At 69.0% G+C, this 23755-nt stretch carries 25 protein-coding genes; 15 read left to right on the forward strand and 10 right to left on the reverse strand.

Annotated features, from left to right (window positions below):
- Nucleotides 1-45 precede the first annotated feature (45 nt).
- Nucleotides 46-1845, forward strand: a complete 1800-nt coding sequence (locus dqs_RS09095; RefSeq protein WP_065340262.1) for an acyl-CoA dehydrogenase C-terminal domain-containing protein — start codon at nt 46-48, stop codon at nt 1843-1845.
- A gap of 90 nt (nt 1846-1935) precedes the next feature.
- Here the strand turns inward: dqs_RS09095 and dqs_RS09100 are convergent, their stop codons facing one another.
- From dqs_RS09100 to ompR, 7 genes are all read right to left on the reverse strand, one after another.
- Nucleotides 1936-2718, reverse strand: a complete 783-nt coding sequence (locus tag dqs_RS09100) for a peptidylprolyl isomerase (RefSeq protein WP_011765436.1) — start codon at nt 2716-2718, stop codon at nt 1936-1938.
- Nucleotides 2715-3008, reverse strand: coding sequence for a BolA family protein (locus dqs_RS09105; RefSeq protein ID WP_011765437.1), 294 nt, complete (start codon nt 3006-3008; stop codon nt 2715-2717). Before dqs_RS09105 ends, dqs_RS09100 begins: the two co-directional genes overlap by 4 nt.
- On the reverse strand, nt 3005-3304 hold the full coding sequence (locus dqs_RS09110) for a YciI family protein (RefSeq protein WP_011765438.1): 300 nt from the start codon (nt 3302-3304) through the stop codon (nt 3005-3007). Before dqs_RS09110 ends, dqs_RS09105 begins: the two co-directional genes overlap by 4 nt.
- Nucleotides 3304-3912 carry a septation protein A gene (locus tag dqs_RS09115; protein ID WP_065340263.1) on the reverse strand — a complete coding sequence of 203 codons (609 nt, stop codon included), beginning with the start codon at nt 3910-3912 and terminating at the stop codon, nt 3304-3306. Before dqs_RS09115 ends, dqs_RS09110 begins: the two co-directional genes overlap by 1 nt.
- A gap of 43 nt (nt 3913-3955) precedes the next feature.
- Complete coding sequence (locus tag dqs_RS09120) at nt 3956-4369, reverse strand: group II truncated hemoglobin (RefSeq protein ID WP_011765440.1); 414 nt, start codon at nt 4367-4369, stop codon at nt 3956-3958.
- A 104-nt stretch (nt 4370-4473) separates the two neighbouring features.
- Nucleotides 4474-5850 carry an ATP-binding protein gene (locus tag dqs_RS09125; protein WP_169823535.1) on the reverse strand — a complete coding sequence of 459 codons (1377 nt, stop codon included), beginning with the start codon at nt 5848-5850 and terminating at the stop codon, nt 4474-4476.
- 34 nt (nt 5851-5884) lie between these two features.
- A complete protein-coding gene (ompR, locus tag dqs_RS09130) occupies nt 5885-6622 on the reverse strand; it encodes an osmolarity response regulator transcription factor OmpR (protein WP_041643492.1) in 738 nt (245 codons plus the stop codon).
- 223 nt (nt 6623-6845) lie between these two features.
- On the opposite strand from ompR, the gene dqs_RS09135 reads away from it, so the two are divergent.
- The 4 genes from dqs_RS09135 (at nt 6846) to dqs_RS09150 (ending at nt 9234) form a co-directional block, all read left to right on the forward strand.
- Nucleotides 6846-7175 (forward strand): hypothetical protein, encoded by a 330-nt coding sequence (locus tag dqs_RS09135; RefSeq protein ID WP_065340265.1) that lies wholly within the window; start codon nt 6846-6848, stop codon nt 7173-7175.
- Between the two features lie 69 nt (nt 7176-7244).
- Nucleotides 7245-7934: a tRNA (adenosine(37)-N6)-threonylcarbamoyltransferase complex dimerization subunit type 1 TsaB gene (tsaB, locus tag dqs_RS09140; RefSeq protein ID WP_065340266.1), complete on the forward strand. Its 690-nt coding sequence runs from the start codon at nt 7245-7247 to the stop codon at nt 7932-7934.
- A 29-nt stretch (nt 7935-7963) separates the two neighbouring features.
- Complete coding sequence (rimI, locus tag dqs_RS09145) at nt 7964-8386, forward strand: ribosomal protein S18-alanine N-acetyltransferase (RefSeq protein WP_065341684.1); 423 nt, start codon at nt 7964-7966, stop codon at nt 8384-8386.
- Entirely contained in the window at nt 8383-9234 is an 852-nt protein-coding gene (locus dqs_RS09150; protein ID WP_065340267.1) for a uracil-DNA glycosylase, read from the forward strand. The genes rimI and dqs_RS09150 overlap by 4 nt, the downstream gene beginning before the upstream one ends.
- A 21-nt stretch (nt 9235-9255) precedes the next feature.
- On the opposite strand, the gene lplT is transcribed toward dqs_RS09150, so the two are convergent.
- Nucleotides 9256-10506, reverse strand: a complete 1251-nt coding sequence (lplT, locus tag dqs_RS09155; RefSeq protein WP_065340268.1) for a lysophospholipid transporter LplT — start codon at nt 10504-10506, stop codon at nt 9256-9258.
- A 155-nt stretch (nt 10507-10661) separates the two neighbouring features.
- Here lplT and dqs_RS09160 point away from each other — a divergent pair, with 155 nt between their 5' ends.
- Together dqs_RS09160 and radA are read left to right on the forward strand one after the other, a co-directional pair.
- Nucleotides 10662-11582, forward strand: coding sequence for a LysR family transcriptional regulator (locus tag dqs_RS09160; RefSeq protein WP_084018352.1), 921 nt, complete (start codon nt 10662-10664; stop codon nt 11580-11582).
- On the forward strand, nt 11582-12952 hold the full coding sequence (radA, locus tag dqs_RS09165) for a DNA repair protein RadA (RefSeq protein WP_065340269.1): 1371 nt from the start codon (nt 11582-11584) through the stop codon (nt 12950-12952). Before dqs_RS09160 ends, radA begins: the two co-directional genes overlap by 1 nt.
- A gap of 64 nt (nt 12953-13016) precedes the next feature.
- Here the strand turns inward: radA and dqs_RS09170 are convergent, their stop codons facing one another.
- Complete coding sequence (locus dqs_RS09170; RefSeq protein ID WP_065340270.1) at nt 13017-13283, reverse strand: hypothetical protein; 267 nt, start codon at nt 13281-13283, stop codon at nt 13017-13019.
- A gap of 324 nt (nt 13284-13607) precedes the next feature.
- Here dqs_RS09170 and dqs_RS20490 point away from each other — a divergent pair, with 324 nt between their 5' ends.
- Genes dqs_RS20490 through dqs_RS09185 form a run of 3 tightly spaced genes read left to right on the forward strand, consistent with a single transcriptional unit; the run spans nt 13608 to nt 16802 of the window.
- Nucleotides 13608-14168, forward strand: coding sequence for a DUF2795 domain-containing protein (locus dqs_RS20490; RefSeq protein WP_084018355.1), 561 nt, complete (start codon nt 13608-13610; stop codon nt 14166-14168).
- Nucleotides 14161-15666 carry a DUF4254 domain-containing protein gene (locus dqs_RS20495; RefSeq protein WP_236778745.1) on the forward strand — a complete coding sequence of 502 codons (1506 nt, stop codon included), beginning with the start codon at nt 14161-14163 and terminating at the stop codon, nt 15664-15666. The genes dqs_RS20490 and dqs_RS20495 overlap by 8 nt, the downstream gene beginning before the upstream one ends.
- Before the next feature lie 2 nt (nt 15667-15668).
- Nucleotides 15669-16802 (forward strand): glycosyltransferase family 9 protein, encoded by a 1134-nt coding sequence (locus dqs_RS09185; protein WP_065340271.1) that lies wholly within the window; start codon nt 15669-15671, stop codon nt 16800-16802.
- On the opposite strand, the gene dqs_RS09190 is transcribed toward dqs_RS09185, so the two are convergent.
- The gene (locus dqs_RS09190) at nt 16726-17784 is read right to left on the reverse strand and encodes a glycosyltransferase family 9 protein (protein WP_065340272.1); all 1059 of its coding nucleotides are present in this window, start codon (nt 17782-17784) and stop codon (nt 16726-16728) included. The two genes, dqs_RS09185 and dqs_RS09190, sit on opposite strands and share 77 nt — an antisense overlap.
- A gap of 121 nt (nt 17785-17905) precedes the next feature.
- Here dqs_RS09190 and dqs_RS09195 point away from each other — a divergent pair, with 121 nt between their 5' ends.
- From dqs_RS09195 to dqs_RS09215, 5 genes are all read left to right on the forward strand, one after another.
- Nucleotides 17906-18253 (forward strand): hypothetical protein, encoded by a 348-nt coding sequence (locus tag dqs_RS09195; protein ID WP_011765455.1) that lies wholly within the window; start codon nt 17906-17908, stop codon nt 18251-18253.
- Between the two features lie 78 nt (nt 18254-18331).
- Nucleotides 18332-19327, forward strand: coding sequence for an L-histidine N(alpha)-methyltransferase (egtD, locus tag dqs_RS09200; protein WP_084018362.1), 996 nt, complete (start codon nt 18332-18334; stop codon nt 19325-19327).
- Between the two features lie 46 nt (nt 19328-19373).
- Nucleotides 19374-19805, forward strand: coding sequence for a YgaP family membrane protein (locus tag dqs_RS09205; protein ID WP_011765457.1), 432 nt, complete (start codon nt 19374-19376; stop codon nt 19803-19805).
- The gene (glgB, locus tag dqs_RS09210; protein WP_065340273.1) at nt 19805-21718 is read left to right on the forward strand and encodes a 1,4-alpha-glucan branching protein GlgB; all 1914 of its coding nucleotides are present in this window, start codon (nt 19805-19807) and stop codon (nt 21716-21718) included. Before dqs_RS09205 ends, glgB begins: the two co-directional genes overlap by 1 nt.
- Nucleotides 21702-23750, forward strand: a complete 2049-nt coding sequence (locus dqs_RS09215; RefSeq protein WP_065340274.1) for an alpha-1,4-glucan--maltose-1-phosphate maltosyltransferase — start codon at nt 21702-21704, stop codon at nt 23748-23750. Before glgB ends, dqs_RS09215 begins: the two co-directional genes overlap by 17 nt.
- The last annotated feature ends 5 nt before the right edge of the window (nt 23751-23755 follow it).

The raw sequence follows: 23755 nt of genomic DNA on the forward strand, positions 1-23755 counted from the left end.
GGTGGGGCGCGGTCTGCAAGTCCTATAACAACGTGGAGTGATCAGATGAGCAACTACAGCGCACCGATTCGGGATATGCAGTTCGTCATGCAGGAACTGGCGGGTCTGGACAAGGTTGCCGCCTTGCCGGGCAACGAAGAGGTTTCGCCGGACCTGGTCGATGCGATTCTCGAAGAGGCGGGCAAGTTTGCAGGGGGAGTGCTCGCTCCGCTCAACCGCATTGGCGACGAGGAAGGCGCCAAGTGGAGCCAGGGCGGCGTCGTCACCACGGTGCCCGGCTGGCGCGAGGCGTATCGCCAGTTCTGCGAAGCGGGCTGGCCGGCGCTGGCGGGAGAGCCGGAGTTTGGCGGACAGGGGCTGCCGAAGCTGATCTCGACTGCCGTGATGGAGATGTGGAAGTCGGCCAACATGGCGTTTTCGCTGTGTCCGATGCTGACCACGGGCGCGATCGAGGCGCTCCTGCTGCGCGGCAACGATGAGCAGAAGGCGATGTACCTGCCGAAGATGGTGAGCGGCGAATGGACCGGCACCATGAACCTCACGGAGCCGCAGGCCGGTTCCGATCTCGCCGCAGTCCGTACCCGTGCCGAACCGCAGGGTGATGGCACCTACCGCATCTTCGGGCAGAAGATCTTCATCACCTACGGCGAGCACGACCTCACCGACAACATCATCCACCTGGTGCTCGCCCGTCTGCCGGACGCCCCGGAAGGCGTGAAGGGCATTTCCCTGTTCGTCGTGCCGAAGTTCATGGTGAATGCCGACGGCTCGCTGGGCGCGCGCAACGACGTGGAGTGCGTCTCCATCGAGCACAAGCTCGGCATCCACGCCAGCCCGACCTGCGTGCTCGCGTTTGGCGACAAGGGCGGAGCGATCGGTACGCTGGTGGGCGAAGCCAACCGCGGCCTGGAATACATGTTCATCATGATGAACGAGGCCCGTTTCGCGGTGGGCATGGAAGGTCTGGCGCTGTCCGAGCGCGCCTACCAGCACGCCCTGGCCTATGCCAAGGACCGCGTCCAGGGGACCGAGGCCGGCGTGCGCGGCGGACCCAAGGTCAGCATCATCCACCACGCGGATGTGCGGCGCATGCTGATGTCGATGAAGAGCCAGACCGAGGCGATGCGCGCGCTGGCCTATGTTGTCGGCGCGGCCACCGATCTTGCCCACCACCACGCGGACGAGGCGGTTCGCGTCAGCAACCAGGCTTTTGTCGATCTGATGATCCCGGTGGTGAAGGGTTGGTGCACCGAGAACTCGATCGAGATTGCTTCGACGGGCGTGCAGGTGCACGGCGGCATGGGTTTCATCGAAGAGTCGGGTGCGGCGCAGCATCTGCGCGACGCCCGGATCACTTCGATCTACGAGGGCACCACCGCGATCCAGGCCAATGACCTGATCGGCCGCAAGATTGCGCGCGAGAACGGCGTGACGATCAAGAGCGTGATTGCCGAGATGCGCAGCGTCGGGGCGAAGCTCGCGGAGGGCGACGACGAAGCCCTCGCGGCGATCGGACGCGCGCTGCACGCGGGCATCGAGGCCCTGGAGCAGGCGGTGGCCTACATCCTCGCCACCTATGCAGGTGATATCAAGGCGGCGTCGGTCGGGTCGGTGCCTTTCCTCAAGCTGTTCGGCATCGTGGCCGGCGGCTGGCAGATGGCCAGGGCTGCGCTGATTGCGAAGGCGAAGCTTGACGCTGGTGAGGATGGCGGCGGCTTCTACCGGGCGAAGGTCGTGACCGCGCGCTTCTACGCCGATCACGTGCTGGCCCAGGCGCCCGCACTGTCCTACACCGTGGTCAATGGCGCGCGCGGCGCGCTGGATCTGCCGGAAGACCTGTTCTAAGGCAGTGGGAGCGGGAGGGCATTTTTTCCCTCCCCAAAAAGGAAAAGGCCGGCTCCGCGGAACCGGCCTTTTCTTTGTCAGGCGACGGTCTTACTGGACCTTGGCCTTGGTGCGCAGATCGAGGATGTGCTTCTCGACCTTCTGCTGCTGCAGGCGCTGTTGCAGCTGCGGCTTGACCTCCTCGAACGGAGGCGCTTTCAGCTCGCGCACGTCGTCCAGCATGATGACGTGGAAGCCGTAGTCGCTCTTGACCGGCGCGGCGGTGTACTTGCCCTTTTCGAGCTTCACCATGGCGTCGGAGAAGGGCTTCACGAAACGGTCCGGGGTCGTCCAGCCGAGGTCACCGCCCTTGTCCTTGGAGCCAGGGTCGCGCGACTCCTTGGCGAGGTCGTCAAACTTGGCGCCACCGTTGAGCTTGCCGATGATTTCCTTGGCGTGCTCTTCGCTTTCCACCAGCACGTGACGCGGCTTGTATTCCTTGTCGCCCATGCGGCTCTTGATCGAGTCGTACTCTTTCTTGAGTTCGGCATCGGTCACCGGATTGTTCTTCACGTAGTCCTGCAGGTAGGCGCGAATCAGCACCGCCTGCTTGGCCATGTCCATCTGGGCCTGGATGTCGGCCTTCTTGTCGATGCCCTTCTTGCCCGCCTCCTGGCTCAATACTTCGCGGCGAACCAGCTCTTCGCGGACGGCATCGCGCAGTTGCGGGTTGTCCTGAGCGCCCTGGGCGCGCTGTTCGGCCAGCATGGCTTCGCTGCGGGCGGCCGGGATGGCCGTGCCATTGACGGTCGCCACGGCGTCGGCGGCGTGCGCGGCATGGGTCAGGAAGCCGGCAAGCAGGAAGAGGGCGAGACGGCTCGGAAAATGTTTCATCGGGGTTCCTTCTGGTTGGGTTGCATACTGGCCTCGCTGGCCGTGAGTGCGCGTATGGCGAGCGCATGGATCTGGGTCTTCATCAGGTCGTCCAGCGCCGCGTAGATCATCCGGTGGCGGGCGACCGTGCTCTTTCCCGCAAACGCGTCGGAGACGATCGAGATGGCGTAGTGGCCGCCTCCGCGTGCGCCCGCATGTCCGGCATGCTCGGCGCTGTCGTCGCGGATATCGAGGTCTTGCGGTGCGAAGCCCGCATCCAGTGCGGCGCGGATGCGATCGATCACGGTCACGGGAGAACCTTCTTGAACGGCCGGACGGAGGTGCGGGCAAAAACGCCTTCGGTCACATACGGGTCCGCGGCAAGCCATTCCTCGGCTTCGGTGAGACTGGCGAACTCGGCCACGATCAGGCTGCCCGCGAAGCCTGCAGGGCCAGGATCAGGCGAATCGATGGCCGGCATCGGGCCGCCCAGAACCAGGCGGCCGGCGTCGCGCAAGGCTTCGATCCGGGCGAGGTGCGCAGGGCGCACCGCAAGGCGCTTTTCAAGGCTGCCCGGAGCATCTTCGCCGAGTAGTACGTAAAGCATTATTTCGCGTCCTCTTCGAGGTGTCTCGACAGATAGAAACCCTGTCCAAGGAAAAAGGCCAGCATCAAGCCCATGGCCCCGAACAGTTTGAAATTGACCCAGGCCTCTTCGGAATAGCCGTAGGCGACGTAAAGGTTGAGGAAGCCCATTAGCGTGAAGAAGCCGATCCACGCCAGGTTGAGACGCTGCCAGACGGGGGCGGGCAGACGGATCTGGGCTTCGAGCATCTTTTGTACGAGGTTGCGGCGGAAGAGCAGCGCCGACACCGCGAGCGCACCGGCAAAGGTCCAGTAGAAGACGGTGGGCTTCCACTTGATGAAGGTCGGATTGTGGAAGACCAGGGTGGCGCCGCCGAACAGGGTGATGATGGCCAGGCTCACCCACAGCATCTTGTCCACCTTGCCATGGCGCAACCAGACGATGAGCACCTGGGCCAGCGTTGCCGCGATCGCGACCGCGGTGGCGATCAGGATGGGGGCCTGGCTAGGTGAAATCCCTGCGCCGAGGAGCTGGGCGACGAGGGCGTGGGAGTCATCCGGCGCCGCCCCGGCAAACTTGTAGGCGACGAAGAAAAGAATGACCGGAAGGAGGTCGAGAAAGAACTTCATGCGTGCGGATTATAGCGGCTTCGGTTGAGTGCAGCCGGCGTGGCTAGGCGGGTTCGGCGCGATTGCGCATGTGGTTGGCAAGACCCGCGAACGCTTCGCGCAGGCGCTCGCGCAGCGCCGCGTCGGCCACATGCTCGTCCAGCGCCTGGTTCATGCACGCCATCCACTGGTCGCGCTCCGACACGCCGATCGAGAACGGCAGGTGGCGGGCACGCAGGAAAGGCTGTCCGAAGCGTTCCACATAGAGATTGGGGCCGCCCAGCCAGCCCGAGAGATAGCAGAACAGCTTGTCTTCCGCGACCGCGAGGTCGGGATGCATGCGGCGGATGCCGCTGACCTCGGGGAGCGAGTCCATCAGCGCATAGAAGCGTCTGACCAGTGCCCGCACGCCTTCTTCCCCGCCGATCTGGGTGTAGGGACTGACGACGGGGAGGGTGGGGGAGGCGTCCTTCTGCATGGTGATTGAAACCTGTAGGAAGTGCGGTCGGGTCTGGGCAGCGCCAGGTTGTGGGTTGCCTCCGCCCGGACGGCGGTGCTGGATCGGGCGCCGGCGGCGCGGGCTTATTGGCGGCGGCTTGTCCGGTCCGTCCCGGCTGTCTGCTCGCCGAGCGGCAGGCATAGTATGGCACGGAGCCCGCCGCCGTCGCGTGGCAGGAGGTCGAGCCGGCCGCTGTGGGCGCGCATGACGCGCTCGATGATGGCCAGCCCGAGTCCTGCCCCCTTGGTGTTGGTGCGCGCGGTCTCCAGCCGGGTGAATGGATGGCGCAGGCGCTCGATTTCATTTTCGGGAATGCCGGGGCCGCGGTCGGCCACTTCCACCAGGGCCTCACCCATGCCTCGCTCCACGCGCACCAGCAGCGGTTTGTCCTCGCCGGCGTAGCGCAGGGCGTTGTCGATGAGGTTGGCGAGGGCCCGGCGCAATTGCAGGGCGCGGCCAGCGATGACCAGCGAGGCGGGCATTTCCAGCTCGATGCGGCAACCGCGCAGGCGGTAGGGTTCGCACACACTGCCGACGAGTTCGACGAGATCCAGCGCCTGCGGAGGCTCCTGCGCGGAGCCACGGCCGAAGTCCAGAAACTGGCCGATGATGCGGTCCATCTCTTCGATGTCCGCCACCATCGCGCCCACTTCGTCCTCGGGCGCACCCGACATCTCGATGCCCAGCCGCAGGCGCGCAAGCGGTGTGCGCAGGTCGTGCGACACCCCGGCGAGGATCAGGGCCCGATCGGCGTCGGTGCGCGCGAGGTCGCCCGTCATCTGGTTGAAGGCCCGGGCGACGACGGCGATTTCCTGCGGGCCGTTCTCCTCCAGGCGGGGCGGCGTCTGGCGGCCGCCGACGAGCCGCGCCGCCTTGGCCAGCTGCCGTAGCGGCGAGCCGACCCGCAGCACGATCAGGTAGGCGCCGAGCAGGGATGCGAGCAGCGCGCCGCTGCCCCAGGCCACCCATTCCTGCGCATAGGTTTTCTCGAGGCGGTCCGGCGGCAGCATGACCCAGTATTCATCCCGGTCCTCGGGGTCCAGCTGGAAGCTCACCCAGAAGCCGTCCAGGGTTTTCCAGCGGGCGGCGAAGCGCGTGTCGCCACCCAGCTGGCGCCGGACCTCGGCGGTCAGCAGGCGCATCGGACGGGTGTCGGGGAGGGGCTCCACCTCGTCGCTCGGTTCGGCGGGATAGATGCGGATGCCTTCCAGCGCGGCGAGTTCGATCAATAGTTCGGTGCGACGGCCGGGCTCTGCGTTGATCAGCGCGGTGCGGGTGAGGTTGACGACGCTCACCACCATCTGCGCCAGATCTCGCGCGCGTGGTGGTTCTTCGAAATAGCGGAAGATGTGGGACCACGCCGCCAGCGCAAGCGTCAGCAGCAGTCCCACCAGCAGGAAGGTCTGCCAGAGCAGGGTGCGCGGCAGCCATCCGTAGAGAAAACGACCGACTGCCCTGATCCGCCGCAAAGTAATGGGACGAGCCACCCGCGGCTCACTCAGCCTCGGCGGGTTTGTTGTCGTCCGGTACGAAAACATAGCCGAATCCCCACACGGTCTGGATGTAGCGGGGCTTGGCCGGGTCGTCTTCCACAAGCTTGCGCAGGCGTGACACCTGGACGTCGATGGCGCGGTCGAACACCCCATATTCGCGGCCCCGAGCCAGTTCCATCAGCTTGTCGCGCGAGAGCGGCTGACGCGGATGCTGCAGCAGCACCTTGAGCAGCGAGAATTCGCCGGTGGTGAGCTGGATTTCCTCGCCGTCCCGGGTCAGCGCACGGGTGCCGAGATTGACCCGCACACGTCCGAACACCACGATCTCGTCTTCGGGCGTCGGCGCTCCCGGCAGCGAATGCGGCTGGCGTCGCATCACGGCCTGGATGCGGGCAACGAGTTCGCGCGGATTGAAGGGCTTGGGAAGATAGTCGTCCGCACCCATCTCGAGGCCGACGATGCGATCCACGTCGTCGCCCTTGGCCGTGAGCATGATGATCGGGATATGGTTTTCCGCCCCGCGAAGGCGCCGGCAGATGGCCAGGCCATCTTCTCCTGGCAGCATCAGGTCGAGCACGATCAGGTCGAAGTGCTCGCGATGCAGCGCGCGATCCATCATCGGTGCGTCGACCACTGCCTTGACGGCAAACCCTTGTTCCTGGAGGTAGCGGGACAGCAGCTCGCGCAGACGGGCATCGTCGTCGACGAGGAGGACCCGGCATCGTGTCTTGGTATTCATGGCGCGCATCGTAGCTGCGACCACGGCCCGGTGCCAAGGGCTCTCCCCGAGCGGGTCGCGCGTCTTCGGGTAACGCTTCGTAAATAGGTGGTTTTGGGCAATAAGCCCTTACAAAGCATGGACATTCGTTGCTCAATTCACACCTCGCGGGCGAAAATTGCCGCTATTTTTCGAATGCGCTCGTGGAGATCCTCCCGTTTCCCGCGCATCAGGACAAAAAACCATGAAGCCCTCCCGTGCCGTCCAGTCGTCTTCCTGTTCCCGCAAGCCATGGCGCAAGCTCGCAGCCTGTGCTGCGGCGGCCGGCTTTCTGGCGCCGGCGGTCGTGCTGGCGCAGGGTCCCGGGGTTATCGAGGAAGGGATGACGCATCCGCCGGAACTGCGGCGCGCCGAATTGCGGCGGGCGCTGGCAACCGGCTCCGAACTGCCGACGGCCGCCAGCGACCGGCGCCGCATGACGGAGGAGGAGCGCGACGCGCTTCACCGCGATCTGCGTAACGCGATGCGCGGCGCCTACCGGGACGGCGAGAAGCGCCAGCAGGACACCAACTGATCCGCTGATCGAGCCCCGCCTGCGCCGCCCCGGTGGGGAACTCCGGCTCTCCGGTAGAATGGCGGGGCCATGAAAGTACTCGCCATAGAAACCTCCAGCGAACGCGCGAGCATTGCGCTGCTTTCGTCCGGAGAGCGCCTGACGCGTGAGCTGCTCGGTCACGCCAATCATTCCGAACACATCATCTCCGCACTCACCGCCTTGCTGGCGGAGGGCGGGTGCGGTCTCGGGCAGCTCGACTGCGTTGCGTTCGGTTCAGGGCCGGGCGCCTTCACCGGAGTCCGCCTGGCGTGCGGCATCGCGCAGGGTCTGGCGCTTGGTGCGGACCTGGGACTGGTTGGCGTCTGCAGCCTCGCTGCGCTGGCGAACCGGGCGCCCGGCACGCGCATCGTGGCGGCCACCGATGCCCGCATGGGCGAGATCTACCACGCCGCTTACGAGCGCGAGGGCGATGCGTTGCGCGAGCTCACGGCGCCGGCGTGTTCGCTGCCGCAGGAACTCGCGCTGGGCGAAGGCGACTGGAACGGCATTGGTTCCGCGTTTGCCGCCTACGGAGATGCACTGGCCGAGCGCTGGCCGGGCCGCTGGCTTGGCATCGCGCCCGATGCGGTGCCGCGCGCCGAGGACGTCGCCGTGCTCGCGGCGCAAGCCTGCCGCGCGGGACGCCTGCTGGCGCCGGAAGACGCAGTGCCGCTTTATGTACGCGACAAGGTCGCGCTGACCACCGCGGAGCGGCTCGCCCGTGGAGGTCGTGCGTGAAGGGCGGGGCCGACCCGGTGTTTCTGCCCATGGACGAGAACGATCTCGACTGGGTCGTCGTCGCCGAGAAGGATCTCCACGCCTTTCCGTGGACCCGCGGCAATTTCGTCGATTCCCTCGCCGCGGGCTATTCGGCATGGGTGATGCGCATTGGCGACAACGCCGTCGGCTACGCCGTGGTACTGCTGGTGATGGATGAGGCCCATCTGCTCAACATCAGCGTCCAGCGCGCCTTTCAGGGCTGCGGCCTGGGGCGGCGGCTGCTGGATTTCGTCGCCGACACCGCACGGCAGCGCGGAGCTGCGCAGCTGTTCCTCGAAGTGCGGCCCTCCAACCTCGCCGCACTCGGCTTGTATGAAGCCTACGGATTCGACGTGATCGGGCGCCGGCGGGCGTATTACCCCGCGCATGACGGCCGCGAGGATGCGATCGTGATGAGGAAGAGCCTGTGAGCCCGGCCGCGTCGCGCCGGCAGGCCTCGATGCTCCGCGAGATGGGGCTGGGGCCGATCTGGCGCTTGCGATCGTCCGTTGCCGTCGAGGACGCCGCCGCGCCGCACGAGGCCAGCGAGCCGACTGTAGCGGTGATTCCGGTTGCGTCTCCGCTTCCGCAACCTGCCGCCGATGCCGCTGTGGCGCGCCCGCCGCGGCCGGTGTTCGAGGTGCCGGCCGCGCCCGAGCCGGCGGCCGACCCCGTCGTGGCGTCCGCAACCGACCGCGAACGCAGGCAGCGGATTGCCACGCTGGGGTGGGACGAGCTCGAAGCCGACATCCGCGCCTGTACCGCATGCGCGCTGTGTCAGCGTCGCAAGCAGGCCGTACCCGGGGTAGGGGACCGCGAGGCGCGGGTGATGTTCGTGGGCGAGGGGCCCGGTGCGGAGGAGGACCAGCGCGGCGAGCCCTTCGTGGGCCAGGCCGGCAAGCTGCTGGACAACATGCTCGCCGCGATCGGCCTGCGGCGCGGCGAAGGGGTCTATATCGCCAACTCGGTGAAGTGCCGGCCACCGCTCAACCGCACCCCTGAAGCGGTCGAAATCGCAACCTGCCTGCCTTACCTGGAACGCCAGATCGCGCTGGTACAGCCCCGGCTGCTGGTGGCGCTCGGGCGGCCTGCCGCGCAGTCATTGCTCGACACCGAGATTGCGATCACCAAGGCGCGCGGACGTGCGTTCGAGCGCGCCGGGATTCCGGTGCTGGTGACCTATCACCCCGCGTATCTGCTGCGCAATCCGCAGGACAAGGCCAAGGCCTGGGAAGACCTGTGCCTGGTGCGGCGTATCCTGGCGCAGCCGGAAGGCTGAGCGCGCGCCGCGTGCGCGCTGTCAGTGCGCGCGGTCGTCCAGCAGGGCGACCGAGTCGAAGGTGCGCTGATTGGCGTTGTGGCGGAGCTGGACGAGGAACATCGAGGCCGACACGAAAAGCCCGAACAGCACGATCACCACGTTGATGCTGAGCCCGGCCCAAATCAGCAGCGCGTAGCCGCCGGTCATCACCAGGATCGACAGGTTCTCGTTGAAGTTCTGCACCGCGATCGAGTGGCCGGCGCCCATCAGGATGTGGCCGCGATGCTGCAGCAGCGCGTTCATCGGCACCACGAAGAAGCCCGCCAGGGCGCCCACCGTCACCATCAGCAGCATCGCCGCGGTGCGGTCCTTCACGGCCAGCATCAGGAACACCGCGAAGCCCATCGCGATGCCGAGCGGGATGACGGTGACCGCCTTGCGCAGTGTGATGAAGCGCGCGGCGAGAATCGACCCGACGGCGATGCCGAGCGCCACCACGCCCTGCAGCATCGACGCCTGCGACAGCGTCAGCCCCAGCTGCTGCTCCGCCCACTTGATCACGATGAACTGCAGCGTGGCCCCGGCACCCCAGAACAGCGTGGTGACCGCGAGCGAGATCTGGCCGAGCTTGTCGCGCCACAGCAGTCGCAGGCAGTGGTTGAAGTCGTGGATCAGGTAGAGCGGATTGCGCTTGAGCGGCTTGTGATCGACGCCGGTATCGGGGATGTAGAAGTTGAACAGCGCGCCGAGCAGGTAGAGCACACCGACGATGGACACCGCTGCTTCGAAGGGCGTGGAGGCCAGCGGCAGGTTGAGGCCGCTCAGCCAGCCGGCGACATCGGGGCGGATGAGCAGGCCGCCGAGCACGGTGCCGAGGATGATCGCGCCGACGGTCAGGCCCTCGATCCAGCCGTTGGCGACCACCAGCAGGCGGTGGGGCAGGTATTCGGTGAGGATGCCGTACTTGGCCGGCGAGTAGGCCGAGGCGCCAAGCCCGATGATCGCGTAGGCGAGCAGCGGGTGAATGCCGAAGAACAGCATCAGGCAACCGCCGATCTTGATCGTGTTGCTGATCAGCATGACCCGCCACTTGGGCATCGAGTCAGCGAAAGCGCCCACGAACGCGGCCAGGGCCACGTAGGAGACGGTGAAGAAAAGCTTGAGCAGCGGTTCGTATTCCGCTGGGGAAGCCATGTCCCGCAGCAGGGCGATGGCGACGATGAGCAGGGCGTTGTCGGCCAGCGCGGAGCAAAACTGCGCGGCCATGATGATGTAAAAGCCTAGCGGCATCGGTGAAACTGCTCGTCGCGAAAGCGGAAGCGCGGTTTATATCACGAAGCCGTCAAACGTGTTGCGACGTGCTACCGGGCCGCCGACAGGCGGAAACGACGCGAAAGCGGCAACTGTGCTCTAATTACGGGCATAAATATGCCTTATCACTAATCATGGCCGATCGCAGGTTGCAGGTCTTCCATGCCGTGGCAAAACACGGCTCGTTCACCCGGGCGGCAGAGCATCTGTTCATGACCCAGCCCGCGGTCACCTTCCAGATCAAGCAGCTGGAAGAGCACTACAACACGCGGCTGCTGGAACGCGGCCACGGCAAGATTTCCCTGACCCCGGCCGGGGAGCTGGTGCTCGCTTACGCCGAGCGCATCCTCGGCCTGTCCGAGGAGCTGGAGTCGCGCGTGTCCGAGCTGACCGACGAGCTGGCCGGCGTGCTCAACATCGGCACCAGCACCACGATCGCCGCGTACTGGCTGCCGACGCTGCTCGAGAGCTTCAAGCGGCGCTACCCGCGCGTGATCCCGCGCGTGGTGGTCGGCAATTCGCAACTCACCGAAGACCGCGTGGCCGCGCGCGAACTCGACCTCGGCCTGATCGAAATCGTCACCGAGCAGCCGGCGATCGAGCACCGCAGCGCCGCCCGTGACGAGCTGATGGTGATCTGCCAGCCCTCGCATCCGCTCGCCAAGGCCAAATCGCTGCGCGCCTCCGATCTGATCGCCTATCCCTTCATCACCCGCGATCCGGGCAACGCCATCCGTGAACTCGCCGAGGAGTTCTTCGAGGCCGCCGGGATCAGCATGAACGAGGTGACGCTGTGCGCCGAGCTGGGCAGCCTGGCCACCGTCAAGCTGCTCGCGGCCGAAGGGCTGGGCTATGCGATCGCCTCGCGCGCGGCCATCCTGCGCGACCTGCGCGAGGGCCGGATCGCCGCGGTACCGCTCGAGCCGCGCCTGTATACCCCGCTCGAAGTCATCATCCCGCGCGACAAGTTCCGCTCGCGCCTGATCACCACCTTCGCCGACCATGCCTGTGAGGTGCTCGCCGCGCTCGCCGGCGAGTTCGCCGCCGACCACTGATGGCCAAGGCGAAGACGGTTTTCGTCTGCACCGAATGCGGTGCGCAGGCGCTGCGCTGGCAGGGCCAGTGTCCGCAATGCAATGCCTGGAACACCCTGGTCGAGAGCATCGCCGAGCCCGCCCCCAGCGCCGGCTCGCGCTTCGCCGCGCTGGCGGGCACCACCGCCCGGCTGCAGGCGCTGTCCGAACTCGAACCCAAGGAGGAGCCGCGCACGCCCACGGGCATCGACGAATTCGACCGCGTGCTGGGCGGCGGGCTGGTCGCGGGCGGCGTGGTATTGATCGGCGGCGACCCCGGCATCGGCAAATCCACACTGCTGCTGCAGGCGCTGTCGCACCTGGCCGGCACGCAGGCGGCGGTCTATGTCAGCGGTGAAGAGTCCGGCGAGCAGGTGGCGCTGCGCGCGCAACGCCTGCAACTGTCGGCCAGCACGCTGCAACTGCTGGCCGAGATCAACCTGGAACGCATCCTCGCCACGCTGCGCGAGGCCAAGCCGCGCGTCGCGGTGATCGACTCGATCCAGACCATCTATTCCGAAGCGCTGCAATCCGCGCCCGGCTCGGTTGCGCAGGTGCGCGAGTGCGCCGCCCAGCTCACCCGCTACGCCAAGCAGAGCGGCACCGCGCTGATCATCGTGGGCCACGTCACCAAGGACGGCGCGCTCGCCGGCCCGCGCGTGCTGGAGCACATCGTCGATACCGTGCTGTACTTCGAGGGCGATACCCACTCCAGCTTCCGGCTGGTGCGGGCGTTCAAGAACCGCTTCGGCGCGGTGAACGAACTCGGCGTGTTCGCGATGACCGAGCGCGGCCTGCGCGGGGTCTCCAATCCGTCGGCGATCTTCCTGTCGCAGCACGCCGAGCGCGTTTCCGGCAGCTGCGTGCTGATCACGCAGGAGGGCACGCGCCCGCTGCTGGTCGAAATCCAGGCGCTGGTCGACGCCGCTCACAGCCCCAACCCGCGCCGCCTCAGCGTGGGGCTGGAGCAGACCCGGCTGGCGATGCTGCTCGCGGTGCTGCACCGTCACGCCGGCATCGTCTGTTTCGACCAGGACGTGTTCGTCAATGCGGTCGGCGGGGTCAAGATCGCCGAACCGGCGGCCGATCTGGCGATCCTGCTCGCCATCGTGTCTTCGCTGCGCGACAAGCCCTTGAAGCACGGCCTCGCGGTGTTTGGCGAAGTCGGCCTGGCGGGCGAAATCCGGCCCGCGCCGCGCGGGCAGGAGCGGCTGAAGGAGGCGGCCAAGCTCGGTTTCTCCGCCGCCATCGTGCCGCGCGCCAACCTGCCGCGCCAGGCCATCGACGGCCTGCAGGTAATCGGCGTAGACCGCATCGAGGAAGCACTGGAGCGCGTGCGCGAGCTGGAATAGGCGCTCCGCGTCGAGGCCGCCCGCCGCGCACCTTCAAGTCCCTCGCAGCGGGGGCGCCGCAGGCTCAGCGCGGCCCGGGCTTGGTCCGCGAGCCGGGTGGAATGCTCTCCCGGGCGCGTTCCTTCGCGGCCGCCTGCTCCTCCGGGTTGTCGCCCTCGTCGCGCGGTGCCGGCTTCTCGATCTCCAGCTCCAGTGTCTTGCCGTGGTCCAGTGCCAGATCGGGCTCGGTCGCCAGCGGCGCTTTCTCCTTCGGCCCAGCGGGCTGGATGCCGCCGTGTGTCTTGCCGCTGTCCAGCGGCGGCTTGTCGTCCGGGGTGTAGGACTTGGTCATGGTCTGCTCCTGCCTCTACGCGATTCACGGTGGAAGCGGTATCCAGCAGGCGGCGTTCCCGCCGTGCCAACTACCCGTACCGGGCGGAACCCCCTCGGGTTCTTGATCCGCGGGTAATTGTTGCGGCTGCGCTGTAGCTTTTGCGCGCCGCAGCGGTTGTCTCCAGCCTCAACCAGAGGCGCCCGCGCGCGGAGGGAGACCCGGCCTTCCCGCCGCCTGTTCGGTCTCCCGCTGTCTCCCGGCCAGCGCGCTGCCGCATGCCCCGTCCGCGGGCACCGGGTTTGCAGCGTCAGCCGCGTTGCACGCTGCACACAGGAGACAGCCATGGCCAGCACCCAGCATCGCAAGCAGGAAGGCGGCGGTACCCGCCAACCGGCCGGACAGCACGGCAAGAGCGACGACCGCCGCGCCGAGCGCCGCTACGCGGACGACGAGGATCGCGAGCGCAAGGCGGACGAGAAGCGCGACGAAAAGGACGACCACAAGGCGCGCGCCGACAAGGACGAGCGCGACAGAGCGAGCGATCGCAAGGCCGGCGAAAAGCGCGACGAGAAGGACGAGCGCGACGAGGACCGCAAGGCCAGGTCGCACAGCGGCGAGCGCGACGAAGCGCGCAAGGATGAAGACCGCAAGGCCGACGAGCGCGATGAGGACCGCAGCCGCGGCTCCGCCCGCGACGAAGACGACGAGGGCGGTGCACCCAATCCGATCCAGGTGCAGAAGTTCCTCGGCGGGCTGGACTACCCGGTGGACAAGGCCGAGATCGTGCAGAAGGCGCGCGACGAAGGTGCGGACGAGCGCGTGCTCGACGCCCTCGAGCGGATTCCGGAGGGCGAGTACGAAAGCCCGGTGGCGGTGTCGAAGGAGGTCGGCAAACTTGACTGAGACCACCGCCCCCCAGGAGCCGGCCCGCGTGCCGGTGACCGCAGACAGCGCACGGCTGGAGCCGGAAACGGTCCGGCCCGCGTTCGACTTCGACGCGCAGGCGCTGATCGCCTTCCACGACGCCTACCTGCAGCGCGGCGCTCCGGCCGAAGGTACGCCGCGCGCCGACACCGACATCTGGCGCTGGATCGAGGAGAACCACCGCTGCAACACCGCGTTGTGGGGCGAGGAGGATCGCGCGCGCCGTACCGACGTGCCCGAGTCCGAGATCGTGCGCTGCAAGCGCGCCATCGACCGCTACAACCAGCGCCGCAACGACGCGGTGGAGATGCTCGACCAGCGGCTGCTCGCCGCGCTCGACACCACCGTGCCCGCGCCCGACGCGCGCCTGTCCAGCGAAACCGCAGGCGCGATGACCGACCGGCTGTCCATCCTCGCGCTCAAGATCCACCACATGCGCCTGCAGACCGAGCGCGACGACGCCGACGAAGCCCATCTGCGCCGCTGCCGCGACAAGCTGTCGGTGCTGATCGAACAGCGCGCGGACCTCGCCGGCTGCCTGGACCGCCTGCTGTGGGAGGCCCGCTGCGGTGCCGCGGTGTTCAAGAGCTACCGCCAGTTCAAGATGTACAACGACCCCACGTTGAACCCGGAGTTGTACCGCCAGCGCGCGGATAGCGGCCGGGAGGCGCAGGTGGATGTGCTGATTCCCACCTGCGACCGCCCGGGCGCGCTGGCGGTGACGCTGACGGCCCTGTTCGCGCAGACGCGCGCGCCGCTGCGCATCGTCATCTCCGACCAGGGCAAGCGCCACAAGGCGCTGGGGGCCGAAGAGGTGCAGGCGGTGCTGCGCCTGCTCGGCAGCCGCGGGCATGCGGTGGAGGTGCACCGCCATCTGCCACGGCGCGGGCTGGCCGAACAGCGCGACTTCCTGCTGCGCCAGGCGCGCGCGCCCTACGTGCTCTTTCTCGACGACGACGTGGTGATCGAACCCGATCTGGTCGACCGGCTGCTGCGCACGCTGCGCGAGCAGGGCTGCGGTTTCGTCGGCAGCGCGGTCATCGGCATGAGCCATGCCGGCGACGACCGCCCCGAGCAGCAGGCGATCGAGTTCTGGGAAGGGCAGGTGGTGCCCGAGGCGGTGCAGCCGGACAGCCCCGAGTGGGCGCGCCATCGCCTGCACAGCGCCGCCAACCTGTACCACGTGCAGACCCGCCTCGGCCTCACGCGCGAGCGTCAGCGGCTCTACAAGGTGGCGTGGGTGGGCGGCTGCGTGATGTTCGACACCGCCAAGCTGCGCGACGCCGGCGGCTTCGGCTTCTGGCGCCGGCTGCCGGCCGAGCATTGCGGCGAGGATGTCTATGCCCAGCTGCGCGTGATGGCGCGCTACGGCGGCTGCGGCATCATCCCGTCCGGCGCGTTTCACCAGGAACTGCCGACGACGGTGGCGCGGCGCGAGGTGGATGCCCCGCGCGTGCTCAACCTGGCGGAGGGCTGAACGTGCGGCCGGAGGGCTTCGTCGCGGCGCGGGCTGCGGCCCGGCCCTTCGGCGAGGTGGACGAGATCGCGGTGCTGCGCCCCAGCGGGCTGGGCGACTTCATCTTCGCGCTGCCCGCGCTGGAAGCCCTGCGCGAACGCTACCCGCATGCACGCATCACCCTGCTCGCCAAAGGCTGGCATCGCAGCTTCCTGAAGGGGCGAACGCGCCTGGTGGACGAGGTGGTCGCGCTGCCGCCGATTCCCGGCGTCGGCGCACCGCCCGGGTACGCGGCCGACGAGGCAGCGATCGACGCCTGCGTGGAAGCGTTGCGCGCGCGTGCCTTCGACCTCGCGTTCCAGTTCCACGGCGGTGGCCGCTATTCCAACCCTTTCCTGCTGCGGCTCGGCGCACGCCACAGCTTCGGCCTGCTCGCGCCGGGGGCGACCCCGTTGCCGCACTGCGTGCCTTACGAGCTTTGGCAGAACGAACGCCTGCGGCTGCTCGAGGTCGCGGCTCTGGCGGATGCGCGCCCGGTGGAGCTGGAGCCGCTGCTGCCGGTGCTGCCGCGCGATCGGCGCGAACTCGGCGAACGCGTCGAGCTGCCGCCGCAGCCGCTCGCGGTGCTCAGCCCCGGCGCCACCGATCCGCGCCGGCGCTGGTCAGTGGCGCGCTTTGCCGCGGTGGGCGACGCGCTGGTCGAGGCCGGGGCGGCGGTGGCGGTGCAGGGCGACGACAGCGAGCGCGGCCTCACCGCGGCGGTGGTCGCCGCGATGCGCAGCCCCGCGCTCGACCTCGGCGGCCGCTTGTCGCTCGACGGGCTGGCGGCCTTGCTCGCGCGTGCGCGCCTGCTGGTGGCCAACGACAGCGGCCCGCTGCACCTGGCGCAGGCGGTCGGCACCGCCACCGTCGGCATCTACTGGCTGATCAACCTCTTCGTCTCCGGCCCGCCCACCGTCACCCGGCGGCGCTACGCGCTGTCGCTGCGCCAGAGCTGCCCGGTCTGCGGACGCGACAACCGCCATCAGCGCTGCGAGCACGACGTCTCCTTCGTGGACGACGTCGCGCTCGACGACGTGCTTACGCCGGCGCTGGCGCTGTGGCAGCAGGAGGCGGCGCGGCCAGCAGCGCATGCGCCTCATCCAGCACCGCGCTAAGTCCGTCATCCGGGTGGTCGGGCGTCCATACCGCACGGTGCAGGCGACGGTCGAGCGGCGCCCAGCGCGCCATCTCGGTGGCGCGGAACACCACCACGCTGGGCAGGCGCAGGCCCGCGGCGATGTGCGCGACGCCGGTGTCGTTGCACACCAGCAGGCGTGACCCCGCCAGCAATGCGGCCAGCGCGCCGGCGCTGATCGGCGCCGCCGCATCCACCGCCGGCGTGCGCAGCGCGGCGCGCACCGCGCGCGTGATATCGGTTTCCGCTTCCGAGCCGGTCAGCACCAGCGGCAAGCCGGTGGCGGCGTGCAGCGCATCGCCCACCGCGGCGAAGCGCTCCGGCGCCCAGCGCTTGTCGGCCTGGCGCGCCCCGGCGTGCAGGCAGATGTAGCGCCCCGGGGCCAGTCCGCGCGCGACCCCGCTCGCCGCGAGTTCGGCCTCGTCGGCGGGATCGAGCGGGAACTCCAGCGCATCGCCGGCGCGCGCCGCGCCGATGAAGTCGGTGAGCGCCAGCAGGCGGTGGATCTCGCTGCCGGCGGCGGGGTAGGGCAGCGTGTGTTCGTCCATGCCCGTGCCGAAGCCGGCGGTCACGCGGGCGCCGAACAGCTGCGTCACCGCGTTGGAGAGCCGGCCGTCGCCGTGCAGTTGCAGCGCAAGGTCGAAGCGGCGCGCCTGCAGGGCCGTCAGGAAGGCGGGGAAGGCGGCGATGTCTGCCTCGCGTTCCGGAAACCCCGGAAAACCGGGAAAGGCGACGAAGTCGTCCACATAGCGGCGGTAGCGGCGCGCAAAGGCCGCGGCCCACGGCAAGCCGACCAGCGTGATGTGGGCATCCGCGCAGGCGCCGCGCAGCGCGCGCAGGGCGGGCACCGCGCACAGCATGTCGCCCAGCTGCAGCGCGCGCAGCACGACGATGCGCGCGGGGCGCAGGCGCGCCAGCAGCGAAGGCGCCGGTGTAGCGGGGGCAGGGTTTGCACGTGTCATCGGGGCGTCTCCTCGGGTCGGGCGTGGCGCTCTCCAGCAAGCGGCGGGCCGGGCGCGCCGATTGCTCTCCCCGCGAGGGGCGGCTTTCCGCCCGCCATACCAAAAACACGGGAGACAAACGATGACGGCAAGGAAAAAGGTGGCGACCTGGCTGGACCTGGTGAACACCGTGGTGAGCGGCGGCGCGGAGCGGGTGCGCATCCATCCGCTGTGCGGCAGCGATGGCGGCTGCGTGGCGCTGTCGCTTGACGAGCGGGTGGTGCACGACAGCGGGGGCCGCGTGACGGTGTTCCGCGGTGAAGAAGCGGCGGCGCGCTTTCTGGCGCTGGGCGGTTGCCACACCTACAGTCGGGGAGAACGCCTGCAGTTGCAGGCCGCGTGCGGCAACGGGGCGCGCTGCCTCCGCCTGCAGCGCGGCAGCCAGCTCGACGCGTGCGAAGGGGCCCGCGCCGCGCAGGTGACCGCATGAGGGCGGCGGCGCGGGCGACCGCCGCGGCCGAGTGCTTATTACATCGCGCTGTATTCTTTGCACATAGGGAGGGCGGCCATGCGTGCGCTTGAACCGGGGGCGAGGGGACTCGCCACGCTGCGGCTGGCCTATCCGCCCGCCGTTGCCGAAACCGCCACGGAAAGCGAGTTCGGCGCGGCCCTGCTCGCCGGGCTGCGCGCCTACCCCAAGCGGGTGCCGTGCAAATACCTGTACGACGCCGCCGGCGCCGAACTGTTCGAACGCATCTGCGACCTGCCCGAGTACTACCCGACGCGCACCGAGCTGGCCTTGCTGGGCGCGCACCGCGAAGCGATCGCGGCGGCGATGGGCGCGGACGCCGAGCTGATCGAGTTCGGCGCCGGCGCCGGGCGCAAGGTCAGCCTGCTGCTGTCCGCGCTGCAACGCCCGCGCGCCTATCTGCCGATCGACATCGCGCCGGAGGCATTGGCGGCCGGTGCGCGCGCGGTGGCCGAGGCGTTTCCGGCGGTGGCGGTAAAGCCACTGGTGGCGGACTACACCCGGGCCTTGCGGCTGCCCGCGCCCGCGGGGCGCCGGGTGGGCTTCTTCCCCGGTTCCACCATCGGCAACTTCGCGCCCGACGAAGCGCTCGCCTTCCTGCGCCGCCTGGCGGTGCTGCTGCGCGGCGGCGGGCTGCTGGTGGGGGTGGATCTGGTGAAGGACCCGGCGGTGCTGCACGCCGCCTACAACGACAGCGCGGGCGTGACCGCGGCCTTCAACCAGAACCTGCTGCTGCGCGCCAATCGCGAACTCGGCGCCGGTTTCCGGCCCGAGCTGTTCGCCCACTACGCCTTCTACCACCCGGGCGCGCGCCGTATCGAAATGCACCTCACCAGCCTCGCCGACCAGGAGGTGCAGATCGCTGGGCACGCCATCGGCTTCGCTGCTGGCGAGACCATCCACACCGAGGATTCCTACAAGTACACCGTCAGCGGCTTCCAGTCGCTGGCGGCGCAGGCCGGCTATCTGCCGCGCGAGGTGTGGGTGGACGCGGAACGGCGCTTCAGCCTGCACTGGCTGGCGGTGCCGGCCTGACCGCAGGGCGCCCCGCGCGGGCGCCACTTCGAGGAGGAAACAAACGATGCTGCCATCAACCTCAGAGCGGGTGCCGCTGCACACCGCGGACCACGTCAACCGCCGCATCCGCCGCCACACCTGGGAGGCGGTGGAGAAGGCCTCGCTCGGCGGGCTGCCGGCGGTGGACCAGCGCCTGGCCGAGCTGGAGCGCGAATGGGACATCGAGCGCACGCTGGAGGCCAATGCGGCGTCGGTGGCGCTGGTGGGCTGCGTGCTGGGCGCCTTCGTCGACCGGCGCTTCTACGTGATGCCGGCGCTGGTCGGCGCCTTCCTGCTGCAGCATGCGCTGCAGGGCTGGTGCCCGCCGCTGCCGCTGTTCCGCCGCATGGGGGTGCGCACCGCGGCCGAGATCGAGGACGAGCGCCGCGCGCTGCGCGCGGTGCGGGCCGATCTTGCCACCAGCCGCAGCGTGGTCGGCAGCGGCTACGTGCGCTGATGGGCGGCGACCGTTCCGACCAGCGTGCCGCGCTGCTCGACGCGCACGACGTCTATCTCTTTCGCGAGGGTTCGCACGCCCGCCTGTACGACCGCATGGGCTGCGTGCTTGGCGAAGGCGGCGCGCGTTTCGCGTTGTGGGCGCCCAACGCGCGTTCGGTGCGCGTGGTGGGCAGTTTCGACGGCTGGGGCGAAGGTGCCCCGCTGGTGCTGCGTGCCGACGACTCGGGGCTGTGGGAAGGCGAGCTGGCCGGGGTGGCGCACGGCGACCTCTACAAGTTCCGCGTCGAGCGCGCCGACGGCAGCCTGATCGACAAGGCCGACCCCTACGCGGTGTACGCCGAGGCGCCCCCGGCCACCGCGTCGCGGGCATGGCGGCTGGACTACGCCTGGGGCGATGGCGACTGGATGGCCGCGCGCGGCCGGCTGCAGGCGGCCGACCGCGCGATGAGCATCTACGAGGTGCACCTCGGCTCCTGGCGGCGGCCGCGCGCCGGCCAGCTGCCCGGCTACCGCGAGATCGCGCCGCTGCTGGCGGAATACGTGCGCGGGATGGGCTTCACCCACGTCGAATTGCTGCCGGTGGCGGAGCATCCGTTCTACGGCTCCTGGGGTTACCAGAGCACCGGCTATTTCGCCCCGAGTGCGCGCTACGGCCCGCCGGAAGACTTCATGTTCCTGGTCGATACGCTGCACCAGGCCGGCGTCGGCGTGATCCTCGACTGGGTGCCGTCGCATTTTCCGAGCGATGCCCACGGCCTGGCCGAATTCGACGGCACGCATCTCTACGAGCACGCCGATCCGCGCCAGGGCTACCACCCGGAGTGGCATTCCTGCATCTTCAACTACGGCCGTCACGAGGTCTGCGCCTTCCTGCTTTCCAGCGCGCTGAACTGGCTCGACCGTTACCACATCGACGCGCTGCGGGTGGATGCGGTGGCTTCGATGCTCTATCTCGACTACGGCCGCCGCGCCGGCGAGTGGATTCCCAACCGCCACGGCGGCAAGGAGAACCTGGAGGCGGTCGCCTTCCTGCGCCGGCTCAACGAGGCGGTGTACCGCGACCATCCCGACGTGCACACCATCGCCGAGGAATCGACCGCGTGGCCGATGGTGTCGCGGCCCACCTACCTGGGCGGGCTCGGCTTCGGCATGAAGTGGAACATGGGCTGGATGCACGACACCCTGGACTACCTCAAGCACGACCCGATCTACCGCAAGTTCCACCATGGCCGGCTCACGTTCTCGATCTGGTACGCCTTTCAGGAGAACTTCGTGCTGCCGCTCTCGCACGACGAGGTGGTGTACGGCAAGGGCTCGCTGATCGCCCGCATGCCCGGCGACGACTGGCAGCGCTTTGCCGGGCTGCGCAGCCTGTTCGGCTACATGTGGGCGCATCCGGGCAAGAAGCTGCTGTTCATGGGCGGCGAATTCGGCCAGCGCGCCGAATGGACGCACGAGGGCGAACTCGACTGGGCGGCGCTCGACAACCCGCTGCAGGCCGCGCTGCGGCTGTGGGTGGGCGATCTCAACCGCCTCTACCGCGAACACCCGGCGCTGCACGCGCTCGACTTCGACCCCGCCGGCTTCCGCTGGGTGGATAGCGAGAACGCCGACGACAGCGTGCTCGCCTTCCTGCGCCTCGCCGGCGACGGGCGCGCGGTGCTGGTGGTGTGCAACTTCACGCCGCTCGTGCGGCACAACTACGTGGTCGGCGTGCCGGCGGGGGGCTTCTGGCGCGAGGCGCTCAACAGCGACGGCATGGCCTACGGCGGCAGCGGCGTCGGCAACTTCGGCGGCATGGAGGCGGCGCCCGCGCCGGCGCACGGCCTGCCGTGGTCGCTGGCGCTGACGCTGCCGCCGCTCGGGGTGATGTATTTCGTGCAGGAGTCGGGCGATGGCGGCGGGCATTGAATTACCGGCCGAGGGCCGCGTCCGCGCGGTTGTCGAAGGGGTGACGCCGCAGGTGGATGGCGGCCGCTTCGCGGTCAAGCGCAGCCTGGGTGAAGACCTGGTGGTGGAGGCCGACTGCTTCGCCGACGGCCATGACGCGGTGGTGGCGGTGCTGGCCTGGCGGCGCGACGACGAGGGCGACGGCGAGGCTCCGGAGCGCTGGCACGCAGTGCCGATGCAGCCGCTGGGCAACGACCGCTGGCGCGCCAGCATCCGCCTGCCGGAACTCGGGCGCTGGTGGTACACCGTGTCGGCCTGGGTGGATGGCTTCCTGTCGTGGCGCGGTGAACTCGCGCGCCGCATCGATGCCGGCGACGTGCGCATCGCGCTGCTGGTGGGCGCCGGACTGGCCGCGGACGCCGCGGCCCGCGCCGAGGGCGACGACCGCCAGCGCCTGGTCGACTGGGGCCGGCGGCTGCAGGCCGCGAGCACCGGCGAGGACGCGGAGGTGATGAAGCTGCTCGCGCTCGATCCGGCGTTTGCCGAACTCGCCACCCGCTACCCCGACCGCCGCTTCGCCGCCACCCACGCCGCGCTGCCGGTGGATGTGGACCGCGCGCGCGCCCGCTTCGGCGCCTGGTACGAGTTCTTTCCGCGCTCGGCCGGCACCGGCGCCTCGCACGGCACGCTGGCCGACTGCGTGCGGCGCCTGCCGGCAATTGCCGCGATGGGCTTCGACGTGGTGTACCTGCCGCCGATCCACCCGATCGGGCGCGAGCGGCGCAAGGGCCCCAACAACGCGCTCGAAGCCGGGCCGGACGACGTCGGCAGCCCGTGGGCGATCGGCGCCGCCGAGGGCGGCCACCTCGCGGTGCACCCGGCGCTCGGCACGCTGGACGACCTGCGCACGCTGGTGGCCGCCGCGCGCGATCACGGGCTGGAGATCGCGCTCGACATCGCGCTGCAGTGCGCGCCCGACCACCCCTGGGTGCGCGAGCATCCGTCCTGGTTCCGCCGCCGGCCCGACGGCAGCGTGCAGTACGCCGAGAACCCGCCCAAGAAGTACCAGGACATCTATCCCTTCGATTTCGAAAGCGAGGACTGGCGCGCGATGTGGCAGGCGCTGGCGGGCATCTTCCACCACTGGATACGCGAGGGCGTGCGCGTGTTCCGGGTGGACAACCCGCACACCAAGTCCTTCGCGTTCTGGGAGTGGGCGATCGCCTCGATCCGCCGCGAGCACCCGGACACGATCTTCCTCGCCGAGGCCTTCACCCGGCCACGGGTGATGCACCGGCTGGCCAAGCTCGGCTACAACCAGTCGTACACCTACTTCACCTGGCGCAATACCCGCGCCGAACTCACCGCCTACTTCGAGGAACTGGCGCACGGGCCCGGGCGCGACTATTTCCGCCCCAACGTGTGGCCCAACACGCCGGACATCCTGCCGGAATACCTGCAGACCGGCGGCCGCGCGGCCTTCGTGGTGCGGCTGGTGCTGGCGGCCACGCTGGCCTCGGCCTACGGCATCTACGGCCCCGCGTTCGAGCTGATGGAGTACGAGCCGCGCGAGCCGGGCAGCGAGGAATACCTGAACTCCGAGAAATACCAGCTGCGCGAGTGGCCCAACGATCCGGACCCGACGCAGAGCCTGGCCGAACTGATCGGGCGGGTGAACCGCATCCGGCGCGACAACCCGGCGCTGCATTCCAATGCCTCGCTGCGTTTCCTCGACATCGACAACGAACAGATGATCGCCTACGCCAAGCGCGCGCCCGGCGCGGACGGGCGCGGTGAATCCGACAACCTGGTGATCGTGGTGGCCAACCTCGATCCGCACAACCCGCACGCCGGTTGGCTGGAGCTGGATCTCGCCGCGCTCGGCATCGCCCCGGGCACGCCTTTCCAGGCCCACGACCTGCTGTCCGGCGCGCGCTACCTGTGGAGCGGGGCGCGCAACTTCGTGCGCCTCGACCCGCAGCGCATGCCCGCCCACATCCTGCGGGTGCGCCGCCGCCTGCGCAGCGAGCGCGACTTCGACTACTTCCTGTGAGGGCC

Origin of the sequence: Azoarcus olearius, from assembly GCF_001682385.1 — a bacterium.
Classification (GTDB): domain Bacteria; phylum Pseudomonadota; class Gammaproteobacteria; order Burkholderiales; family Rhodocyclaceae; genus Azoarcus; species Azoarcus olearius.

Excerpts from the sequence above, each read along its gene's own strand:
- dqs_RS09095 (WP_065340262.1), top strand. The coding sequence starts at position 46 with ATGAGCAACTACAGCGCACCGATTCGGGATATGCAGTTCGTCATGCAG.
- dqs_RS09100 (WP_011765436.1), bottom strand. The coding sequence starts at position 2,718 with ATGAAACATTTTCCGAGCCGTCTCGCCCTCTTCCTGCTTGCCGGCTTC.
- dqs_RS09110 (WP_011765438.1), bottom strand. The coding sequence starts at position 3,304 with ATGCTTTACGTACTACTCGGCGAAGATGCTCCGGGCAGCCTTGAAAAG.
- dqs_RS09115 (WP_065340263.1), bottom strand. The coding sequence starts at position 3,912 with ATGAAGTTCTTTCTCGACCTCCTTCCGGTCATTCTTTTCTTCGTCGCC.
- dqs_RS09120 (WP_011765440.1), bottom strand. The coding sequence starts at position 4,369 with ATGCAGAAGGACGCCTCCCCCACCCTCCCCGTCGTCAGTCCCTACACC.
- ompR (WP_041643492.1), bottom strand. The coding sequence starts at position 6,622 with ATGAATACCAAGACACGATGCCGGGTCCTCCTCGTCGACGACGATGCC.
- dqs_RS09135 (WP_065340265.1), top strand. The coding sequence starts at position 6,846 with ATGAAGCCCTCCCGTGCCGTCCAGTCGTCTTCCTGTTCCCGCAAGCCA.
- tsaB (WP_065340266.1), top strand. The coding sequence starts at position 7,245 with ATGAAAGTACTCGCCATAGAAACCTCCAGCGAACGCGCGAGCATTGCG.
- rimI (WP_065341684.1), top strand. The coding sequence starts at position 7,964 with ATGGACGAGAACGATCTCGACTGGGTCGTCGTCGCCGAGAAGGATCTC.
- lplT (WP_065340268.1), bottom strand. The coding sequence starts at position 10,506 with ATGCCGCTAGGCTTTTACATCATCATGGCCGCGCAGTTTTGCTCCGCG.
- dqs_RS09160 (WP_084018352.1), top strand. The coding sequence starts at position 10,662 with ATGGCCGATCGCAGGTTGCAGGTCTTCCATGCCGTGGCAAAACACGGC.
- radA (WP_065340269.1), top strand. The coding sequence starts at position 11,582 with ATGGCCAAGGCGAAGACGGTTTTCGTCTGCACCGAATGCGGTGCGCAG.
- dqs_RS09170 (WP_065340270.1), bottom strand. The coding sequence starts at position 13,283 with ATGACCAAGTCCTACACCCCGGACGACAAGCCGCCGCTGGACAGCGGC.
- dqs_RS20490 (WP_084018355.1), top strand. The coding sequence starts at position 13,608 with ATGGCCAGCACCCAGCATCGCAAGCAGGAAGGCGGCGGTACCCGCCAA.
- dqs_RS09190 (WP_065340272.1), bottom strand. The coding sequence starts at position 17,784 with ATGACACGTGCAAACCCTGCCCCCGCTACACCGGCGCCTTCGCTGCTG.
- dqs_RS09195 (WP_011765455.1), top strand. The coding sequence starts at position 17,906 with ATGACGGCAAGGAAAAAGGTGGCGACCTGGCTGGACCTGGTGAACACC.
- egtD (WP_084018362.1), top strand. The coding sequence starts at position 18,332 with ATGCGTGCGCTTGAACCGGGGGCGAGGGGACTCGCCACGCTGCGGCTG.
- dqs_RS09205 (WP_011765457.1), top strand. The coding sequence starts at position 19,374 with ATGCTGCCATCAACCTCAGAGCGGGTGCCGCTGCACACCGCGGACCAC.
- glgB (WP_065340273.1), top strand. The coding sequence starts at position 19,805 with ATGGGCGGCGACCGTTCCGACCAGCGTGCCGCGCTGCTCGACGCGCAC.
- dqs_RS09215 (WP_065340274.1), top strand. The coding sequence starts at position 21,702 with ATGGCGGCGGGCATTGAATTACCGGCCGAGGGCCGCGTCCGCGCGGTT.